This is a genomic window from Paraburkholderia sp. BR10954 (assembly GCF_040965775.1).
In the GTDB taxonomy this organism is placed as follows: Bacteria; Pseudomonadota; Gammaproteobacteria; order Burkholderiales; family Burkholderiaceae; genus Paraburkholderia; species Paraburkholderia youngii.
In genome coordinates this window covers 21,798-40,146 of sequence record NZ_JBFRCK010000044.1, presented here as the reverse complement: position 1 = coordinate 40,146, position 18,349 = coordinate 21,798, and the positions used below count along the sequence as shown (strand labels likewise).

The 18,349-nt window shown below is 66.2% G+C and carries 12 protein-coding genes and 1 pseudogene; 4 read left to right on the top strand and 9 right to left on the bottom strand.

The window, feature by feature from the left end; translation table 11 throughout:
* Positions 1 to 118 precede the first annotated feature (118 nt).
* Positions 119 to 1,597, top strand: a pseudogene (locus AB4Y34_RS36255) (YadA family autotransporter adhesin); the annotation flags it as partial.
* A gap of 83 nt (positions 1,598 to 1,680) precedes the next feature.
* Here the strand turns inward: AB4Y34_RS36255 and hrpA are convergent.
* Positions 1,681 to 6,015, bottom strand: a complete 4,335-nt coding sequence (hrpA, locus tag AB4Y34_RS36250; protein WP_368718758.1) for an ATP-dependent RNA helicase HrpA — start codon at positions 6,013 to 6,015, stop codon at positions 1,681 to 1,683.
* Positions 6,016 to 6,362: 347 nt separating this feature from the next.
* Here hrpA and argA point away from each other — a divergent pair, with 347 nt between their 5' ends.
* The 3 genes from argA (at position 6,363) to proP (ending at position 10,361) form a co-directional block, all read left to right on the top strand.
* Complete coding sequence (gene argA, locus AB4Y34_RS36245; protein WP_176108152.1) at positions 6,363 to 7,751, top strand: amino-acid N-acetyltransferase; 1,389 nt, start codon at positions 6,363 to 6,365, stop codon at positions 7,749 to 7,751.
* Positions 7,752 to 7,882: 131 nt separating this feature from the next.
* The gene (locus AB4Y34_RS36240; RefSeq protein ID WP_026228676.1) at positions 7,883 to 8,155 is read left to right on the top strand and encodes an oxidative damage protection protein; all 273 of its coding nucleotides are present in this window, start codon (positions 7,883 to 7,885) and stop codon (positions 8,153 to 8,155) included.
* 736 nt (positions 8,156 to 8,891) lie between these two features.
* Entirely contained in the window at positions 8,892 to 10,361 is a 1,470-nt protein-coding gene (gene proP / locus AB4Y34_RS36235) for a glycine betaine/L-proline transporter ProP (protein ID WP_176108151.1), read from the top strand.
* Positions 10,362 to 10,428: 67 nt separating this feature from the next.
* Here the strand turns inward: proP and AB4Y34_RS36230 are convergent, their stop codons facing one another.
* From AB4Y34_RS36230 to AB4Y34_RS36195, 8 genes are all read right to left on the bottom strand, one after another.
* Positions 10,429 to 10,917, bottom strand: a complete 489-nt coding sequence (locus AB4Y34_RS36230) for a metallophosphoesterase family protein (protein ID WP_368718757.1) — start codon at positions 10,915 to 10,917, stop codon at positions 10,429 to 10,431.
* On the bottom strand, positions 10,914 to 11,732 hold the full coding sequence (locus tag AB4Y34_RS36225; protein ID WP_368718756.1) for a hypothetical protein: 819 nt from the start codon (positions 11,730 to 11,732) through the stop codon (positions 10,914 to 10,916). Before AB4Y34_RS36225 ends, AB4Y34_RS36230 begins: the two co-directional genes overlap by 4 nt.
* 2 nt (positions 11,733 to 11,734) lie before the next feature.
* Entirely contained in the window at positions 11,735 to 12,310 is a 576-nt protein-coding gene (locus tag AB4Y34_RS36220) for a TMEM175 family protein (protein ID WP_176382052.1), read from the bottom strand.
* Between the two features lie 147 nt (positions 12,311 to 12,457).
* On the bottom strand, positions 12,458 to 12,811 hold the full coding sequence (locus AB4Y34_RS36215; protein WP_368718755.1) for a cupin domain-containing protein: 354 nt from the start codon (positions 12,809 to 12,811) through the stop codon (positions 12,458 to 12,460).
* Positions 12,812 to 12,838: 27 nt separating this feature from the next.
* Positions 12,839 to 14,236 carry an FAD-containing oxidoreductase gene (locus AB4Y34_RS36210; protein WP_368718754.1) on the bottom strand — a complete coding sequence of 466 codons (1,398 nt, stop codon included), beginning with the start codon at positions 14,234 to 14,236 and terminating at the stop codon, positions 12,839 to 12,841.
* A gap of 169 nt (positions 14,237 to 14,405) precedes the next feature.
* The gene (locus AB4Y34_RS36205; RefSeq protein WP_008922008.1) at positions 14,406 to 14,594 is read right to left on the bottom strand and encodes a hypothetical protein; all 189 of its coding nucleotides are present in this window, start codon (positions 14,592 to 14,594) and stop codon (positions 14,406 to 14,408) included.
* 135 nt (positions 14,595 to 14,729) lie between these two features.
* Positions 14,730 to 17,042, bottom strand: a complete 2,313-nt coding sequence (locus AB4Y34_RS36200) for a putative bifunctional diguanylate cyclase/phosphodiesterase (RefSeq protein ID WP_368718753.1) — start codon at positions 17,040 to 17,042, stop codon at positions 14,730 to 14,732.
* A gap of 283 nt (positions 17,043 to 17,325) precedes the next feature.
* Positions 17,326 to 18,183 carry an SH3 domain-containing protein gene (locus AB4Y34_RS36195; protein ID WP_368718752.1) on the bottom strand — a complete coding sequence of 286 codons (858 nt, stop codon included), beginning with the start codon at positions 18,181 to 18,183 and terminating at the stop codon, positions 17,326 to 17,328.
* Positions 18,184 to 18,349: the final 166 nt, after the last annotated feature.

Sequence of the window (18,349 nt, the reverse complement as noted above, 5' to 3'; positions counted from 1 at the left end):
ATCCAGACCTCGACAGAATTTGCAGGAAACTACCCATAATCTGCCAGGTTCCTGCAAATGCATCAACAACTTTCCGCTTCAAACCCTTGCTGCAAAAGGCTCTCCGGATTGTTCAGGTTCGACTAATGAGCGTCGCCTGACCAACGTCGCCGCGGGCGCTGCGCCCACTGACGCGGTCAACGTGAGCCAGTTGAACGCGGTCGACAACAAGGTCGATGCACTCGCTGAAAGCAGCGCGCTGCACTACCTCAGCGCTGCCGACCCGGCCGACGGCTCCAACAACGCGCTCGCAGAAGGCACGCACGCGCTCGCCGTGGGCAGCAACGCCAGCGCCGTCGGCGCCAACGCAAGCGCATTCGGCACGAGCGCCAGCGCGAGCGCAACGGACTCGACCGCGATAGGCGCGGGCGCCGTCGCCGGCACGGCCGGCGCGACCTCGCTGGGCGCGTCAGCGTCGGCCTACGGCTCAGGGGCCACGGCGCTCGGGGCCAGCGCGACGGCAAACGGCGACGGCACGCTCGCGATCGGCTCTGGTGCCAGCGCAGCCGCCGACAACGCACTTTCGCTCGGCTATCAGTCGAGCGCGCTGGCGGCGAACGCCGTCGCGCTCGGTCAGGGCTCGATCGCCGATCGCGCGGGGACCGTATCGGTCGGGTCAGCGGGCAACGAGCGTCAGATCACCAACGTCGCGGCCGGCACCGCGGACACCGATGCGGTCAACGTCGCCCAGCTGAAAGCGGTGAGCGATCAGAGCAGCGCGAGCGCGGCGAAACTCGACGGCGCGGTCATGTACGACACGAACGCCGACGGCAGCATCAATCGGAACAGCATTACGCTCGGCGGCGATACCACGGAGGGCACCGCCATCCACAACCTCGCGAACGGCGTGCGGGCGTCCGACGCGGTCAACCTCGGTCAGCTGAACGCGGCGCTCGAAGGGGCTATCAATAACGCGGCGACCGGTTCGGCCGGCGCGTTATTCAGTGCTGCGGGTGATAGCGCGACTGAAACCGCGCAAGCATCCGGTGCACACGCGATTGCGGCCGGGGCGAATGCGCGGGCAAGCGGCGCCAACGCGGCAAGCGTCGGGGCGAACGCCATCGCCAGCGGCAACAACGCGACGGCGGTCGGCGCCGCGGCCAGCGCGAGCGCCGACAACTCGGTGGCCTTGGGCCAGGGCTCCATCGCAGACCGAGCGAACTCAGTATCGGTTGGCTCGGTGGGCCAGGAGCGCCAGATCACCAACGTCGCGGCCGGCGTGCGAGGCAGCGACGCGGTCAACGTCAATCAGTTGCAGCAAAGCATGAGCGGCGCGATCAGCGCGGCGAATCGCTATACGGACGATCAGATCCGTTCCGCCCGCCGGGACAGCTACGGGGGCACGGCATCGGCGCTCGCGATGACAGGCTTGCCGCAAGCGGTCCTGCCCGGACACGGCATGGTCGCGATGGCGGCCGGCACGTACGGCGGTCAATCCGCGCTCGCAATCAGCGTGTCGCAGTTGTCGGACACCGGCAAATGGATCTACAAGGCCCAAGGCAGCGCCGACTCACGCGGGCAGTTCGGCGCATCGATCGGCGCGGGGATGCATTGGTGAAATCAGCACGGGCGATCGTGTCAGGCAAAGCCCGGCCGCCTTGCACACCCAGTGTCCAGCGCCCGCGTGCGAGCGGCCTGACTTTACCGCTGCATCGACTCCCACACCTTGTACAAGCGCTTCACCGAGACCGGCATGGGGGTGCGCAGCTCCTGCGCAAACAGCGAGATGCGCAACTCCTCGAGCAGCCAGCGGAATTCCGCAAGCCGCGGATCCGTGACGCCGCCGCGCTGCGACACCGCCCGCTGATAGTGCTGCAACAGCGGCTGAAATTCGGCGAACTGCCGCGCGTCGCGGGTGGCGTCCGCGCGCAGCTTGTCGATACGCAGCGCCATCCCCTTCAGATAACGCGGGAAATGTGCGAGTTGGGCATACGGCGTATCGACGACAAAACGCTTGCCGATCAGCGCATCGAGTTGATTCTGCAGATCGGTGTACGCGGCCGCGAATGGCTTCGCCTGCAGAAGCTTCTTCGTCAGGCTCGCGTACTCGCCGAGGATCTGGCCGACCAGCCGCGAGATTTCCTGCGCGAGCAACGTGAGGCGGCTACGCCCTTCGTCACGGCGGGTATGGAAGCTCGCATCGTCGTCGGGCAGCGGGTCCTGCAGACACGCGCGGTCGAGCGCGGTGTCGATCAACTGATCGCGCAGTTCTTCCTGCGTGCCGCGCGGCATGAACTGCATCGCCATTTCGCGCAGGCCCGGCAGATTCTTCTCCAGATACTTGATCGGCTCCTTCAACTGCAGCGCGAAAAGCCGACGCAGGCCCGCCCGATGAATCCGCGCGGCTTCTTCGGGCGAATCGAACACCTCGACGTCGCAGTGGGTGCCACGGTCCACGAGCGCCGGGTAACCAAACAACGTCTGGCCACCACGGCGAATTTCGAGCAACTCGGGCAGCTTGCCGAAATTCCACGTGGTCAGGTCTTCGTACAGCGCGGTGGCTGGTGCGCCATCCGGCGCCGCGGGTTGTGGCGCGGCCGCGCCCTTGCCGCGCGCCGGGCCGCTCGCAGCCAGATCGGGAGACCGCGCAGGTGTCGCGACACCGCCGCCTGCATCGGCCAGGGCGGCGCCTGCCGCGCCCGAAACGAGCTTCTGGAAATGCTGCTGCGCCTGACCGCCGAGTTCTGCGCGCAGTTGCGACAGATTGCGTCCCATCGCGAGCTGCCGGCCATGTTCGTCGATGACCTTGAAGTTCATGAACAGATGCGCGGGCAGCGTCTCGAGCTTGAAGTCGGACTGCTTCATCGCGACCTGGGTCTGCTCGCGCACGTCGGCGATCAGCGCTTCGAGCAGCCCGCCTGCTCCGAAGCGCTGGGCGCCGTGCCGTTCGGCGAAACCTGCCGCGTATTCAGGGAGCGGCACGCAATGCCGACGCAGCTTCTGCGGCAGCGACTTCAGCAGCAACTGCGCCTTCTCTTTCAGCATTCCGGGCACGAGCCACTCACAACGGCGCGCGTCGACCTGGTTCAGCGCATACAGCGGTATCGCGAGCGTTACGCCGTCGCGAGGCGTGCCCGGCTCGAAGTGATAGGTCAGCGCCATCTCGATGCCCGCCATCGTCAGCCGCTTCGGGAACAGATCCGTCGTGACACCCGCCGCTTCGTGCCGCATCAGATCGTCGCGGGACAAATACAAAAGCCGCAGCTTGTCCTCCGCCTGGCCGCCCTTTTTGACTTCGTCGCGATACCAGCGCTCGAACGACGCGCCGGTATAGACGCCATCCGGCAGCGCCTGATCGTAGAACGCGTAGATCAATTCGTCGTCGACCAGCACGTCCTGGCGGCGCGACTTGTGCTCGAGCTGTTCGATGTCGGCAAGCAGCTTGCGGTTGTGCGCGAAGAACGCCAGCTTCGTGTCGAACTCCCCTTCAACAAGCGCACCGCGAATAAACAGCTCGCGCGCCCGCGCCGGGTCCTGCTTGCCGAATGCGACGCGCCGCCGGTGATAAATCGGCAGGCCGTACAGCATCGCGCGCTCGAACGCGGACACCTGCGCCGCGCGCTTTTCCCAATGTGGCTCCGACAGCGACTTTTTCAGCAGATGCGCGCCGACCTTCTCGACCCACTCCGGCTCGATTTTCGCGATACAGCGCGCGTAAAGCCGGCTCGTTTCGACCAGCTCGGCAGCCATTACCCACTTGCCCGCTTTTTTCACGAGCGCAGAGCCCGGCCACAAATAGAACTTGATGCCGCGCGCGCCGAGATAGTACGGCTCATCGTCGGCTTTCAGGCCGATGTTGCCGAGAAGGCCGGTCAGCAGCGCAAGATGGATCTGCTCGAATGTAGCCTCCGCTTCGTTCAGGCGCCAGCCGTGCTCCCGCACGACCGTCAGCAGTTGCGAATGGACATCGCGCCACTCGCGCAGCCGCAACTGCGACAGGAAGTTCTTGCGGCACTCGTCCTGCAACTGCCGGTTCGATTTCTTGTGCGCGATCGCTTCGTCGAACCAGTTCCAGATCTTCAGCCACTGCAGGAATTCGGAGCGCTCGTCAGCGAAGCGGCGATGCGCCTGGTCGGCCTGCTCCTGCGCGTCGATCGGCCGATCGCGCGGGTCCTGCACGGACAGCGCGCTCGCGATGATCAGCACTTCCTTCAGCGCCTGCTGGTCGCGCGCGGCGAGGATCATGCGGCCGACGCGCGGATCGAGCGGCAGTCGCGCGAGTTCACGGCCGAGCGGCGTCAGGTGATTGTCGTCGTCGACGGCGCCGAGCTCGTTGAGCAACTGGTAGCCGTCGGAAATCGCACGGCCCGGCGGGGGCTCGATAAACGGGAACGTTTCGATCGCCGTCAGGTGCAGCGACTTCATGCGCAGAATCACCGAAGCGAGCGAAGAGCGCAGAATTTCCGGATCGGTGAAGCGCGCGCGGCCCTGGAAGTCGCTTTCCTCGTACAGCCGAATGCAGATGCCATCGGCAACCCGTCCGCAACGCCCCGCCCGTTGATTCGCGGCGGCTTGAGAAATCGACTCGACCTGCAGCTGCTCGACCTTGCTGCGATACGAGTAGCGCTTCACGCGGGCGAGGCCCGTGTCGACCACGTAGCGGATGCCGGGTACCGTCAGCGAAGTTTCGGCGACGTTGGTGGCGAGCACGATGCGGCGCGCGTTCGACGCGCGGAACACGCGCTCCTGCTCGGCCGCCGAGAGCCGCGCGAACAGCGGCAGAATCTCCGTATGGGGCGGGTGATGTTTGCGCAGCGCCTCGGCGGCGTCCCGAATCTCACGCTCGCCGGGCAGGAACACCAGCACATCGCCGTGACCCTCGCGGCACAGTTCGTCGACGGCCTCGACGATCGCCTCCATCAGATCGCGATCGGTCTCGCGCTGCGTCTTCGGGCGCTCGCGGCCAGACGACGCCACACCCGAGGTCCCTTGCGCCGCCTTGACCGCCGGGCTGTCCTCGACCACCGGTCGGTAACGCACCTCGACCGGATAAAGCCGCCCGCTCACTTCGATCACCGGTGCGGGCTTATCGTCGCTGCCGAAGTGGCGCGCGAAACGGTCGGCGTCGATCGTCGCCGAGGTCACGATCAGCTTCAGGTCGGGACGCTTCGGAAGAATCTCCTTCAGGTAGCCGAGCAGAAAATCGATGTTCAGGCTGCGCTCGTGCGCTTCGTCGATGATCAGCGTGTCGTAGGCTTTCAGCAGCGGATCGGTCTGCGTTTCGGCAAGCAGAATGCCGTCGGTCATCAGCTTGACCGATGCGCCCGGCGCGAGGTTGTCGTTGAAGCGCACCTTGTAGCCGACCACTTCACCGAACGGCGTGCCGAGTTCCTCGGCGATACGGCGCCCGGTCGCCGACGCGGCGATCCGGCGCGGCTGCGTATGGCCGATCAGACCATTGCCGCCTGTGCCCAGACCACGGCCGAGCGTGAGGCAGATTTTCGGCAACTGCGTGGTCTTGCCCGAACCGGTTTCGCCCGACACGATCACGACCTGATTCTCCGCGATCGCCCGCGCGATCTCGTCGCGACGACCGGAAACGGGAAGTGCTTCGGGGAACGTGATCGGTGGAATCGGATTCGGCTCGACGATCCGCGGCGACCGCGGTTCGCGCGGCGCGCGAGGCTCCTTGCGCGGCTCGCCCGATTGTTTGTCGTGCGAGCGCGTGGCGCGCGGACCGCGACGTTGCTCGTCACGTGGTCCGCGCTCTTCCTGTTCGTTGCGAAGCGCACGATGCCGTTCAACGCGCGGCGTGTCCGAGCGCGCGTCGCGGACTTCGCCACGCTGCCCGCTTTGCCGCGTACCACCTCGCTCATCACGAGCCTGGCGGCCATGCGCACCGCGAGGCGCGGTCGAAGGCGTACTGCGGTGCTCGCTTTGCGGCCCCTCCTGTTGCTCGCTTTGCGGCCCACCACTCTGCTGCTCACGGGCCGCGTTTTGAAGCGCGGAACGGAATTGGCCGAGCTGCTCGCCCAACGAAGCTCCACGTGGCTCGCCACGAGCCCCACCGCCCCGCTTGGCACCGGACGCTTCACCCGATTCAGCGCGAGATTCGCCGCGCCGTTCATCACGCGCCGCGCCTCGCGCGCGAGGGTGCTTTTCGCGATCGTCACGACCCGCACCGCCACCTTCCTGCGACACTGTTTGCGCAGACGCGCCCGCCTCCCGACGCGCGTCACGCGCCTGCTCTGGTTTCGCATCCTGCGCTGGGTGGCGCATCGTGTCACCGGGCCTGGCCGGCTCACCGGCCGACGCCGGTTTCTCGTTCGCCCCAGCGGGACTTTTGGGTACATTCGACATGGGGGCGCATTATAATCCCCGGCATGAATTCCCAAACCGACCTCGTCCCCGCGCCCGCGAGCGTTCCGGCCCCCGCCGACTCACCGGAAACCCTCGCCCAGCACGCGCAATTCGTCGACTGGATGCGTTCAGTCGCTCCGTATATCCACGCGTTCCGAAACAAGACATTCGTCGTCGGTTTCGGCGGCGAAGTGGTGCATCAGGGGCTGCTCAATGCGCTCGTGTCCGACATCGCGCTGCTACAGGCAATGGGCATCCAGATCGTTTTGGTGCATGGCTCGCGCCCGCAGGTCGAGGAGCAGATGAGTCTCCACGGCGTCGAATCGGAGTTTTCGCACGGCATGCGCATTACCGACGCGCGCGCGCTCGAGTCCGCGAAGGAAGCCGCCGGCGAAGTGCGTCTCGACATCGAAGCCGCAATCAGCCAGGGTCTGCCGAACACGCCGATGGCGCACGCGCACATCAGCGTCGTGTCGGGCAACTTCGTAACGGCGCGCCCAGTCGGCATTCTGGACGGGGTCGACTTCCAGCACACGGGTCTCGTGCGCAAGATCGACGCGGATTCGATCAGACATTCGCTCGCGAGCCGCAAGCTCGTGCTGCTGTCGCCGCTCGGCTTCTCGCCCACCGGCGAAGCGTTCAATCTGTCGATGGAAGACGTGGCTTCGGCCGCGGCCATCGCGCTGCGCGCCGACAAGATCGTGTTCCTGACCGAAACTGCGGGTCTGATGGAGACCAGCGAAAGCGGTACGGAGCTGATCCGCGAACTGTCGCTCGACGACGCCTACAAGCTGCACGAAAGCGGCGAAGTCACCGGCGACGCCGGCTTCTACCTGAAGCATTCGATCCGCGCCTGCCGCGGCGGCGTGCCGCGAGCGCACATCATCCCGTATGCGCTCGACGGCAGCCTGCTGCTCGAACTGTTCCTGCACGATGGCGTCGGCACGATGATCTCGTACGAGAACCTCGAAAGCCTGCGCGAAGCGACGCCGGACGACGTCGGCGGCATTCTCGCGCTGATCGAGCCGCTCGAAGCCGACGGCACGCTGGTACGGCGCGGCCGTCACCAGATCGAGCGCGACATCGACCATTTCTCGGTGATCGAGCACGACGGCGTGCTGTTCGGCTGCGCGGCGCTGTATCCGTATTCGCAGGAGCGCATCGGCGAAATGGCGTGCCTGACGGTCGCGCCCGAAGCGCAAGGCACCGGCGACGGCGAGCGTCTGCTCAAGCGGATCGAGCAGCGCGCGCGGGCACGCGGCCTCACGCGCATTTTCGTGCTCACCACGCGCACCGAACACTGGTTCCTGAAACGCGGCTTCGTCAAGGCTACGGTCGACGACCTGCCCGAAGACCGCCGCCGACTCTATAACTGGCAGCGAAAGTCGCTCGTGCTGATGAAACAGCTTTGAGTAGCCGCGTGATCGTCCCCATCTGATCCGAACTGGCGTTTGCCCGCCCCACGTTGATACAGTAATTATTTTTCATGGGACCGGAGTCCGTGCTAAAGCACTAACTCCGGTCGACACAGGAGAAGCACAGCATGACTCGTATGGTTCAATGCGCGAAGCTCGGCAAGGAAGCCGAAGGCCTCGATTTCCCGCCGCTGCCGGGCGAACTCGGCAAGCGGATCTACGAAAGTATCTCGAAGGAAGCCTGGCAGGCCTGGTTGAAGCAGCAGACCATGCTGATCAACGAAAACCGCCTGAACATGGCCGATCCGCGCGCGCGTCAGTATCTGATGAAGCAGACCGAAAAGTTCTTCTTCGGCGAAGGCGCGGATACCGCATCGGGCTACGTGCCGCCGTCGGCTTGAGCTTGCCACGTCGAGAGCGACACCAGCACGCGTCGCCCGAACCGGGCGAACACACGCCTAAAAATCCGCGCCGCAAGCGCGGATTTTTTTCGCCCCGACATCGGCCTCGCGTCGTGTCTGCATTCACCTCGTCTGCACGTCAAAAAATCGCCCCGCGAATGTTCTAAGCGGTCTGTTTTCAAACCCGTTTCGACCCCGCCCGGACCCCCGCCCCGCAATGGATTGAGCCACACAGGCGGCCTTCGCCCGCACCCCCGGTTTGCACGATCCTCTGTCATCGTGCTAATATGTGCCCCGTTTCAGCTGCAATTCACCTTCATTCGTGTTCTTTTCAGATTGGCTCGTCGTGCGTTTTCCGCGCGTGCGTCATCCTGAATCGAGCTGTTTTTAAACAAGAAGGCTCGTCGGTCGTTTCCCCGCCTAACGCGGATAAATTCAAGACCGGCCTTTTTCGTTTCAAGCCTTCATTGGCGCATGGGTCGGCTTCCGCAGCCCCGCGTCCTTCATGCACCTGCCCCCCTTCCACGGCCACGCAGGTGCAACTGCCAGCACAATCTAGACGAGTGTTTTTTCGCGAACTTATCGCGAGGCACTGGCGTTTGCTTCATTTCGCCAACTGTTCCGCCGCCGGATAAGCAGCGCCGCGGATACCCTCGCCACGCTCACGAAATTGCACTTCCAGCAACCGAGGCGGAACGCATCACGAGTTTCGTCGCAGTCATTGGAGTTTTTAACCTTGACCGCTTCCAGCAACGGCTTCTGGCGACATCACAAACAAGAACAACGCCTTACCCTCGACGACATCACCGTCGTCGATCACTCCCTCCTGAAACGGGCCGTCGGCGCAATGGCGCTCGGCAACGCGATGGAATGGTTCGATTTCGGCGTGTACAGCTATATCGCGGTGACGCTCGGCAAGGTGTTCTTCCCCTCGTCGAGTCCGTCGGCGCAGCTCATCGCGACCTTCGGCACGTTTGCCGCGGCGTTTCTCGTGCGGCCGATCGGCGGCATGGTGTTCGGGCCGCTCGGTGACCGTATCGGCCGTCAGCGCGTGCTGGCGATGACGATGATCATGATGGCCGCGGGCACCTTCGCGATCGGCCTGATCCCCAACTACGCGACGATCGGCATTCTCGCGCCGGCGCTATTGCTGCTCGCGCGCCTCGTGCAGGGCTTTTCGACCGGCGGCGAGTACGGCGGCGCCGCGACCTTCATTGCCGAATTCTCGACCGACAAGCGCCGCGGCTTCATGGGCAGCTTCCTCGAGTTCGGCACGCTGATCGGCTATGTGCTCGGCGCGGGCACGGTCGCGCTGTTGACGGCGACGCTGTCGACCGACGCACTGCTGTCCTGGGGCTGGCGCGTGCCGTTCCTGATCGCCGGTCCGCTCGGCCTCATGGGTCTCTACATCCGTATGAAGCTCGAGGAAACGCCCGCGTTCAAGAAGCAGGCCGAACAGCGTGAAGCCGAGGACCGCGCGCTGCCTAAGCAGTCGTTCGGCCAGCTGCTCGCGCAGCAATGGAAGCCGCTGCTGCTGTGCGTCGGCCTCGTGCTGATCTTCAACGTGACCGACTACATGGCGCTGTCGTATCTGCCGAGCTATCTGTCGGCGACGCTGCACTTCAATGAGACGCACGGCCTGTTCCTCGTGCTGCTCGTGATGATCCTGATGATGCCGATGACGCTCGCCGCCGGCCGTCTGTCCGACGCGATCGGCCGCAAGCCGGTGATGCTGCTCGGCTGCGTCGGTCTGTTCGCGCTGTCGATTCCCGCGCTGCTGCTGATTCGCATGGGCACGGTGCTGCCGGTGTTCGCCGGTCTGATGATTCTCGGCGTGCTGCTGTCGTGTTTCACCGGCGTGATGCCGTCGGCACTGCCGGCGCTGTTCCCGACCCGGATCCGCTACGGTGCGCTCGCGATCGGCTTCAATGTCTCGGTGTCGCTGTTCGGCGGTACGACGCCGCTCGTGACCGCATGGCTGGTCGACCGCACCGGCAATCTGATGATGCCCGCGTACTACCTGATGGGTGCATCGCTGATCGGCATCGTATCGGTGCTTGCGCTGCGCGAAACCGCGCGCAAGCCGCTGCTCGGCTCGGGCCCGTGCGTCGCGACGCGCGCCGAAGCGCACGCGGTGCTGCGCGGCGAACGCGAGGCCGAGGAGATGGATGAACGGTTCGCGGCGGCTGCGACCGCGCGTGCCTGATCGGCGCAGTCATCCCTCGCCAGAGTAGTCTCGAAGCGGGCCGGCGATTTTCGCCGGCCCGCTTTTTTTACGTCAGCAGCGCATCGAACGTCGCGCTGACCTGCGAGCCTTCGACGATCAGTCTGCCAGCGCACACCGGCAGCTTGAAGCGCCGTGGCCCCGCGCTGCCCGGATTGACGTACAGCACGCCGTCGCGCTCGGCGATCGAAGGCTTGTGCGAGTGGCCGCTCACCACGACGCGAATGCCTTCGTCGTGCGGTACGCAGCCCAGCTCGGCGATATCGTGCACGACCAGAATCGTCACCTGCTGGACGGTCAGCCGAGCATGCGTCGGTAAAGACGCCGCCCATTCACCGGTATCGTTGTTGCCGCGCACCGCGGTCAGCGGCGCGATTCGCGCGAGCGCGTCGAGCACGTCCGGCTTGCAGATATCGCCCGCGTGAATGATCGCGTCGCAGCCGTCGAGATAGTGCAACGCTTCGGGACGCACGAGGTTGTGCGTATCCGAGACGAGCCCGATGCGGGCAGTAGCCGATGGTGGGCGACGTGAAGTCATGCGCAGTCCTGCTCAGTCTGCGGCTGCGCAAACTCACGCGCCGCCGCTGGGGCGCGCCGCTGCCCAGCCAGCATGCGCCGCGTCAACCCCTGCACGACGACCGACACCACCGCCGCGCACGCAAAGCCCGTCGCCACACCGTACTGTGGCAACAGCAATGCCGTCACCGCGAAGAACGCCGCGAACGAGCCGCGCCCGACCACCATGCCGCGCATCAGCAGCGCGACGAAGTCCGCGCCATGCGCACGCTGCGCCGATACCGCGAGCACGATACCGAGCAGCGGAAACACCGACAGCACGCCACTCCACGCCGCGCCCATCGATGCCGAGGCCGTCGTCACCGCGAGCGTCAGCAGCGCGCCCGCGAGCATGCGTACCGCCAGATCCGCGCGGCCGACGCGCGCCGCCGGTACATGACCGGTCGCGCGCGGCAAGCTGCTCTGCGACACCGCGACGCCCACGCACGCCGCCGCCAGCGCCCACCCGGCCGAACCGGGCAGCCGCACGATCAGCAGCGCCGCGCCGAGCCAGCCGGCCACCCCCACGACCAGTGCAAGCGGCCAGGCGAAACGCCGGCAGGTCCAACCATAAGCAAGATTGAACGCCTCCAACGCGGCGATCGCCGCAATCGACGCCGCCGACGCCTGCGCCGCGAACGCCGGCCCTCGCTCGAGCGCGAGCAGCAGCATGATCGGTCCGGCGACGACCGGCAGCCCCGCGAGCCATCCCGCGACCGATGGTCCCCAGACGCGCGCGGCCACCGTCAGCGCCGCGAGAAAGGCCGGCACCAGCACGAGCTTCAGCGCGAGCAGCATGCTCAGGCCTCCAGCACGTGTTCGATGCGCCGGTCCGGCACGAACCACCACACGGCCGCGAGCGCGTACAGCGCCGCCGACGCCCACGGCACGACGAACGCGAGCCCGATGCCGGTCAGGTAAATGACGACCGAGACCTTACCCTTGAAGTCGTTGCCGAGCGCTTTGGCCAGTGCCGAATCGCGTCCATGCTGAGAAATCAGCGCACGCGTCAGGATGAAATACGCGATCGCCGACATGAACAGCACGATGCCGTACATCGCGGTCGGCCACGCGGCCAGATGGTTTCGGCCGACCCAGTGCGTGACGACCGGCAGCAGCGACAGCCAGAACAGCAGATGCAGGTTCGCCCACAGCACCGTGCCGTTGACCTTCTGCACCGCATGGAACACGTGATGGTGATTGTTCCAGTAGATGCCGACGTAGATGAAGCTCAGCACGTAAGCGCAGAACACCGGTACGACCGGGCGCAGCGCCGCGAGATCGTAGCCCTCGGGCACCTTCAGCTCGAGCACCATGATCGTGATGATGATGGCGATTACGCCATCGCTGAAGGCTTCGACGCGTCCCTTGCCCATGCTGCGTTGTCCCGAAGATGAATGCGGTGGGGCGCACAGCCCGCCCGCGCGTTGCGCCCGGGCCGCGCCGCTGCCGATTATCCGCGATGGCGCGAGGATTTGTCGATGCGCGGAACCGGCCGCGCGAACGGCTCTATGCGCCGGGGCTCACGGGTAGTAGACGGCGAGCCACACGCTTGGCTCGGTGTCGCTCGTATATGCGACGCGGTGCCGGCAATGCGCTTCGATCAGCACGTGATCGCCTGGCTTCATCGGATGCGGCTCGGGGTCGCCGTCGAATTCGAGCACCGCCGCGCCGCTGAGCAGCACGACCCATTCGGCGCGCGGGCTGTCGTACCAGAAGCCCGGCGGACTCGCCTGCCCCGTCGAGACGATCCGCTCTATCGTCACGCCGCCCCGCTCGACGAGCGCGTCGACCTGCTCATCGGCCGTCGTCCTCGACCGCGCGACGGCGTCGAACAGGTTGCCGCTGCTACGTGCGGGTTTGAGCGAGCTTGTCATGGGCGTGTCGCGCCGGCGTCAACGCATTCATTGCATCGGTTTGAGTCCATCGAGCAGCGTCGGCACGAGTTCGCTGATGGTCGGATGCACGTGCATCGCGTATTGCAAAGTCGAATATGGCGCGCCCGCCGTCATGATGTCGACGAACGTATGGATCGCCTCGTCGCCCTCGACGCCGTGAATCGCCGCGCCGAGTATCTGTTTGCTGTTCGCATCGACGAGCGCCTTCATGAAGCCGTCGGTTTCGCCACGCTCGCGCGCACGGCCCACGCGCGACATCGGCATCGTGGCGATCAGCGCATTGCGGCCGCTCTTGCGCACCTCCTCTTCCGACATGCCGACACGCGCGAGCGGCGGATCGACGAACACCGCGTACGTCATGATCCGCGTGTCGACGCTGCGCGCGCCGCCGTCGAGCAGGTTCGCCGCGACGATCTGGTAGTCGTCGTAAGACGTATGTGTGAACGCGCCGCGGCCGTTCACGTCGCCGATCGCCCACACGCCCGGCACGCTGGTGCGCAGCTGGCCGTCGACGATGATCGTGCCATGCCGGTCGGTCTCGATGCCCGCGACGTCGAGACCGAGGTCGTCGGTATTCGGCGTGCGGCCGGTCGCGATCAGCAGATGCGATGCCTCCATCGCCGGAATGTTCTGCTCGAAGCCGACGCACACGTCGTTTGCGCGATGCGGATGCGGCTCGACGCGCGTCGGCTGCACGCCGAAATGAAACTCGACGCCCTCGCGCGCGAGCACCTTCTGCACCGATTCCGCGAAATCGGCATCCTCGCGGTTGAGCACGCGCTCGCCACGCACCAGCACGCTGACGCGGCTGCCGAAGCGGCGAAACACCTGCGCGAATTCGAGCGCGATATAACTGCCGCCGACGATCACCAGATGATTCGGCAACGTGGTCAGTTCGAGCAGCGTCGAGTTCGTGTAGTACGGAATCCGCTGGATGCCTTCGAGCGGCGGCACGACCGCGCGCGTGCCGGTGTTGATGAAGATTTCGAACGCGCTGAGCTCGTCCAGCAGTTGGCCGTCGCGCCCGATGATCGAAAGCGTGCGCGCACCGGTGAAGCGCGCGTGGCCATTGAACACCGTGATGTTTTCCGTGCCGCGCAGCCATTTTTCGACGCCGCTGCGCGACTGTCCGATGATCCGGTCCTTGCGCGCCTTGACGGCCGCCATATCGACGCTGACCGAGCCCACCTGCACACCGAGGTCCGCCGCATGGCGCGCCACGTGCGCCGCGCGGGCGCTCGCCACATAAGATTTGGTCGGCGTGCAGCCAACGTTGACGCAGGTGCCGCCGAAGTCCGCGCGTTCGATCACCGCGGTACGGCGCCCGCTTTGAGCGAGCCGCACGGCGAGCGGCGAGCCGCCTTGTCCCGTACCGATCACGACTGCGTCGAAGTGCTGTGGCATGGCAACTCTCCCGGGGCAGGGTGCAGGTCGTAGCATCTTACGCTTAGTGCCACGGGCTGCCATGCGATGTCGGATTGTGCGGGCGCTTTGGCGACGGCCCGTTTCGCCGCGCGCCGCGCGAGGCGGCGCCAATCAGTCTGGATTACTGGGTGGTACTTCGCGGGACTTCTCAGGCGTGGCAATGAACCGCGCAAATCAACTCGCGCGAACGCTGCAATGCGGCCTGCGCGCCGCGCGCCGCGAACACCCAGCCGACCTGGCCGAGATTGAAGTCTTGCGACACCATCACCTGCATCAAGGCGACCATCGGCAACACGACCGATGGCCGGTAAAGCTGGTTTCTGATCAACTCTGACATCACGACCCCCATTGCGGAGCGCCGCTTCGGCACTGCGCACCAATAACGTTTCGATGGGGGAATTCTAGGGAGCGCGTCGCCGCCGATAAATAGCGGCAACGCGAAGTCACTTGTTCGGCAAACTGAACAATCGCATCAGGACGCCTTCGCCATGCCGATCAATTCCGCGTCGTACAGCGTGCGCGCATAGGCGCTGGCCCCGACCGGCCGGCTGTACAGGTAGCCCTGCTGCTTGTCGCAATCGATCGCGCGCAGAAACGCCGCCTGCTCGGCGGTCTCGACGCCCTCGGCGGTCACGTTCATGCCGAGCGAGTGCGCCATCGCGACGACCGCCTGGGTGATCGCGATCGAATCGCGATGATCCGGCAGCCCCGCGACGAACGACCGGTCGATCTTCAGGTTGTGCAGCGGAAAGCGCTTCAGGTACGACAGCGACGAATAGCCGGTGCCGAAATCGTCGACCGACACGCGCACGCCCATTGCGCTCAGCGCGCTCAGCATCGGCAGCACGGTATCGCTGTCGCTCATCAGCAGCCGCTCGGTGATTTCGAGTTCGAGCGCGGCCGGTTCGAGCGCGCACTGCGCGAGACAGCGCTCGATGCGCTCGAGCAGCCCGTCGTTGAACTGCCGCGGCGACAGATTCACCGCGACGACCAGATGCGGCGCCAACGTGCGCCGCCACTGCGCGACCTGCTGGCAGGCGTGTTCGAGCACCCAGTCGCCGATCTCGACGATCAGTCCAGCGTCCTCGGCGACCGGAATGAATTCGCCCGGCGACACGTTGCCCAGTTCGCCGTTGTACCAGCGCAGCAGCGCTTCCGCGCCGATCGTGCGGCCGCTCTGGCTATCGACGATCGGCTGGTACACGAGGCTCAGCTCGTTGCCCGCGAGCGCGCGCCGCAGCGACTGCTCGATCGTGAAACGCCGCTGCAGATGCTGGTTCAGCTCGGCGGTGAAGAACTGGAAGTTGTTGCGGCCGCGCTGCTTCGCGTGATACATCGCCGAGTCGGCGTTGCGCATCAGCGTCGCGACGTCCCGGCCGTCTTCGGGAAAGAGGCTGATGCCGATCGACGCGCCCAGGTAGTACTCGTTGCCCGCCACCGCGAATGGCACCGCGATCATGTCGAGAACACGATGCGCGAGGCCGATCAGCTCGCTGGTATTACCGCACGCACTGGAGACGATCACGAACTCGTCGCCGCCCACCCGCGCCAGCGTGTCGCTGCGCCCGACGCAGGCCGACAACCGCTCGGCGACACTGCACAGCAGGGCATCGCCGGCTTCGTGACCGGCGGTGTCGTTGACCTTCTTGAAGCCGTCGAGATCGACGAACAGCACGGCGACGCTGGCGAGTTCGCCGCCATGCTCGCCGCCGGCGCTCGGCGCGAACAGGTCGCGCATCCGCTCGGTCAGGTAGGCGCGGTTGTAGAGGCCCGTCAGCGAATCGCGCGTGGCGAGGTACTTCAGCTGGCGCTGCGCCTCGCGCACCGGCCCGATGTCGGAAAACGAAATCAGCACGGAGTCCGGTTCGCTGTCGCCCGGGCGCAGGATCGGCACGACGTTTTCCGTGATCCACACGACTTCGCCGCTCATCAGCTCGAGGCCGATCGTCACGCCGAGCATCGGCTTGCCGGTCGCGAAGACCTGGGTGACCGGACGGTTGGCGTCGCCGATCACCGAGCCGTCCTCGCCGAACGCGCGTGTCATCACGGTCTGCATGCTGCGGCCGACGACCTGCGGCGTCACGTGCAGCATGCGCTGCGCACTCGGATTGCAGGCGAGCACGATGCCGGTGCGCGACTGCACGACGATGCCTTCGCTCAGATGATCGACGACCAGCCGGTGACGCTCCTCGCTATGCGCGAGGCGCTGCGCCATCGCGTCCTGATGGACCGCGAGGCCGACGCTGCTGCCGATGTCGCGCAGCATCGCCTCTTCCTCGGGGGTCGGACGGCGCGTGGTGCGGTAGTAGACCGCGAACGCGCCGAGCACGTTGCCGGCATCGTTTTCGAAGGGCACGGACCAGCAGGCGCGCAAGCCATGGGGCAATGCGAAAGCGCGGAAGTTTTCCCACAGCGGATCGGATTCGATGTCGTCGACGATCACCAGACGGCGCTCGAACATGGCCGTGCCGCACGAGCCGGCGCGCGGACCGATCGCGGCGCCCTCGATCGCGGCGCTGAACGGGGGCGGCAGCGACGGCGCGCCGCCGACGCGCACGTGCAAGCCGTCGGGGTCGAGCAGCAGGATCGAGCAGCACGCGCCGTCGCCGAGCAGCGCCTCGGCGCGACGGCAGACTTCGTCGAGCAGCTCGGGCAGCGGCGTGTTGCGCGTGATCAGCCGCAACACGCTGCGCTCGGATGCGAGTACTTCCTCGGCCCGTTCCGGGCGATAGCGGGCGCCCTCCGGCGCGGCTGTCGTGCCACGTGATGTCGCTTCGCAAATCATAGTTGCGCCCCCCAACCCAACAACGGCAAGTTAGTGTACGCGGCACACCGGGGTTTACGCTAAGCACGGCGTGAAAATCTGCCACGCATCGCGTGCGGACGGCTACGGGTGTGGTGTGCAAGCATCGGTTGACGCGGGTACGACGGGCGACGGCAGGTCTGAGGCCGTCGGTTCGTGGCCCGCAGGCGCCGCAGCGGCTCGATGCCCGGCCGCTGCGGCACGTTGCGGCGACCCGATTGGCACCACTGTCTTCAGTGCTGTGGCGGCGTCAATGTCTCAATTGTCAATTGTTGCCGCCGCCTCCTGGTGGCCGTGTTCCGCCGCCACCACCGCCTTGAGGTCCGCCTTGATGACCACTTTGAGGTCCGCCTTGACCACCTGGGGGACGATTGCCGCCGCCCTGCTGAGCGCCGCCCGGCGGGCGACCGCCTCCGCCGCCTTGCGGTCCGCCGCCCGGTGGCCGGCCACCCCCACCGCCCTGCTGCGCGCCGGGAGGACGGCCGCCGGCGCTGCGCGGCGGCGGACCACCCGGTGGTCGGCCGCCCGCGTTGCCCGGTGGTCGGCCGCCCTCGTTACCTGGAGGCCGTCCGCCTGCATGGCCCGGCGGCGGCCCACCCGGAGGACGCCCGCCCGCGTTGCCCGGCGGCGAGCCACCCGGAGGACGCCCGCCGACATGCCCGGGCAACGGCCGCCAGTTCGGCGGCGGATGCCCAGCGCCCGGTCGCGGCGGCGGGGGCGGCGCATGACGCGCCCAGCGCGACCGCTGGCCGTACCACGGCTGGCCGCGGTAGTAGTTGCCCCAGTAATCGTTGATCGAGAACGCGAGGATCGGCAGGCCGAGCGCGGCGCCGTAGTTCAGCGGCATGTTGTAGCCCTGGTACGGCGAACTGAGCCGAGACGCATACACCCAGCCCCGCAGATTCGGTGTGGCGACGTCGCACCACTGGTAGTTGCTCAGGCACCCCATCACCGTCACCGGAACGCCGCCCGGTAGCTGCGCGACGATCGGGTAGTCGGACGCCGGGCCCGCGCGCAGGTTTGTGCCGCTATTCGTATAGGCCTGCGACTGCGCGCTGGCCACGCCTGGCAAAATCAGCAGGCCCGCTGCCATGTAAAGACCGATCACGAGTTGTCGCTGCATTCGTTGTTCCTATCTCGATGGCCGCCTTTTGATCACGCCGGCCTATGTGCCCCCACTTCCAATATATAGACATTGCGCCTTCTTCATGACACGCGAACGTGCGCGCGCCGTACTCGCGCATGGCACATGCCAGCCGGCAAGCCCGTGCGGCAACATCTGGTAACGA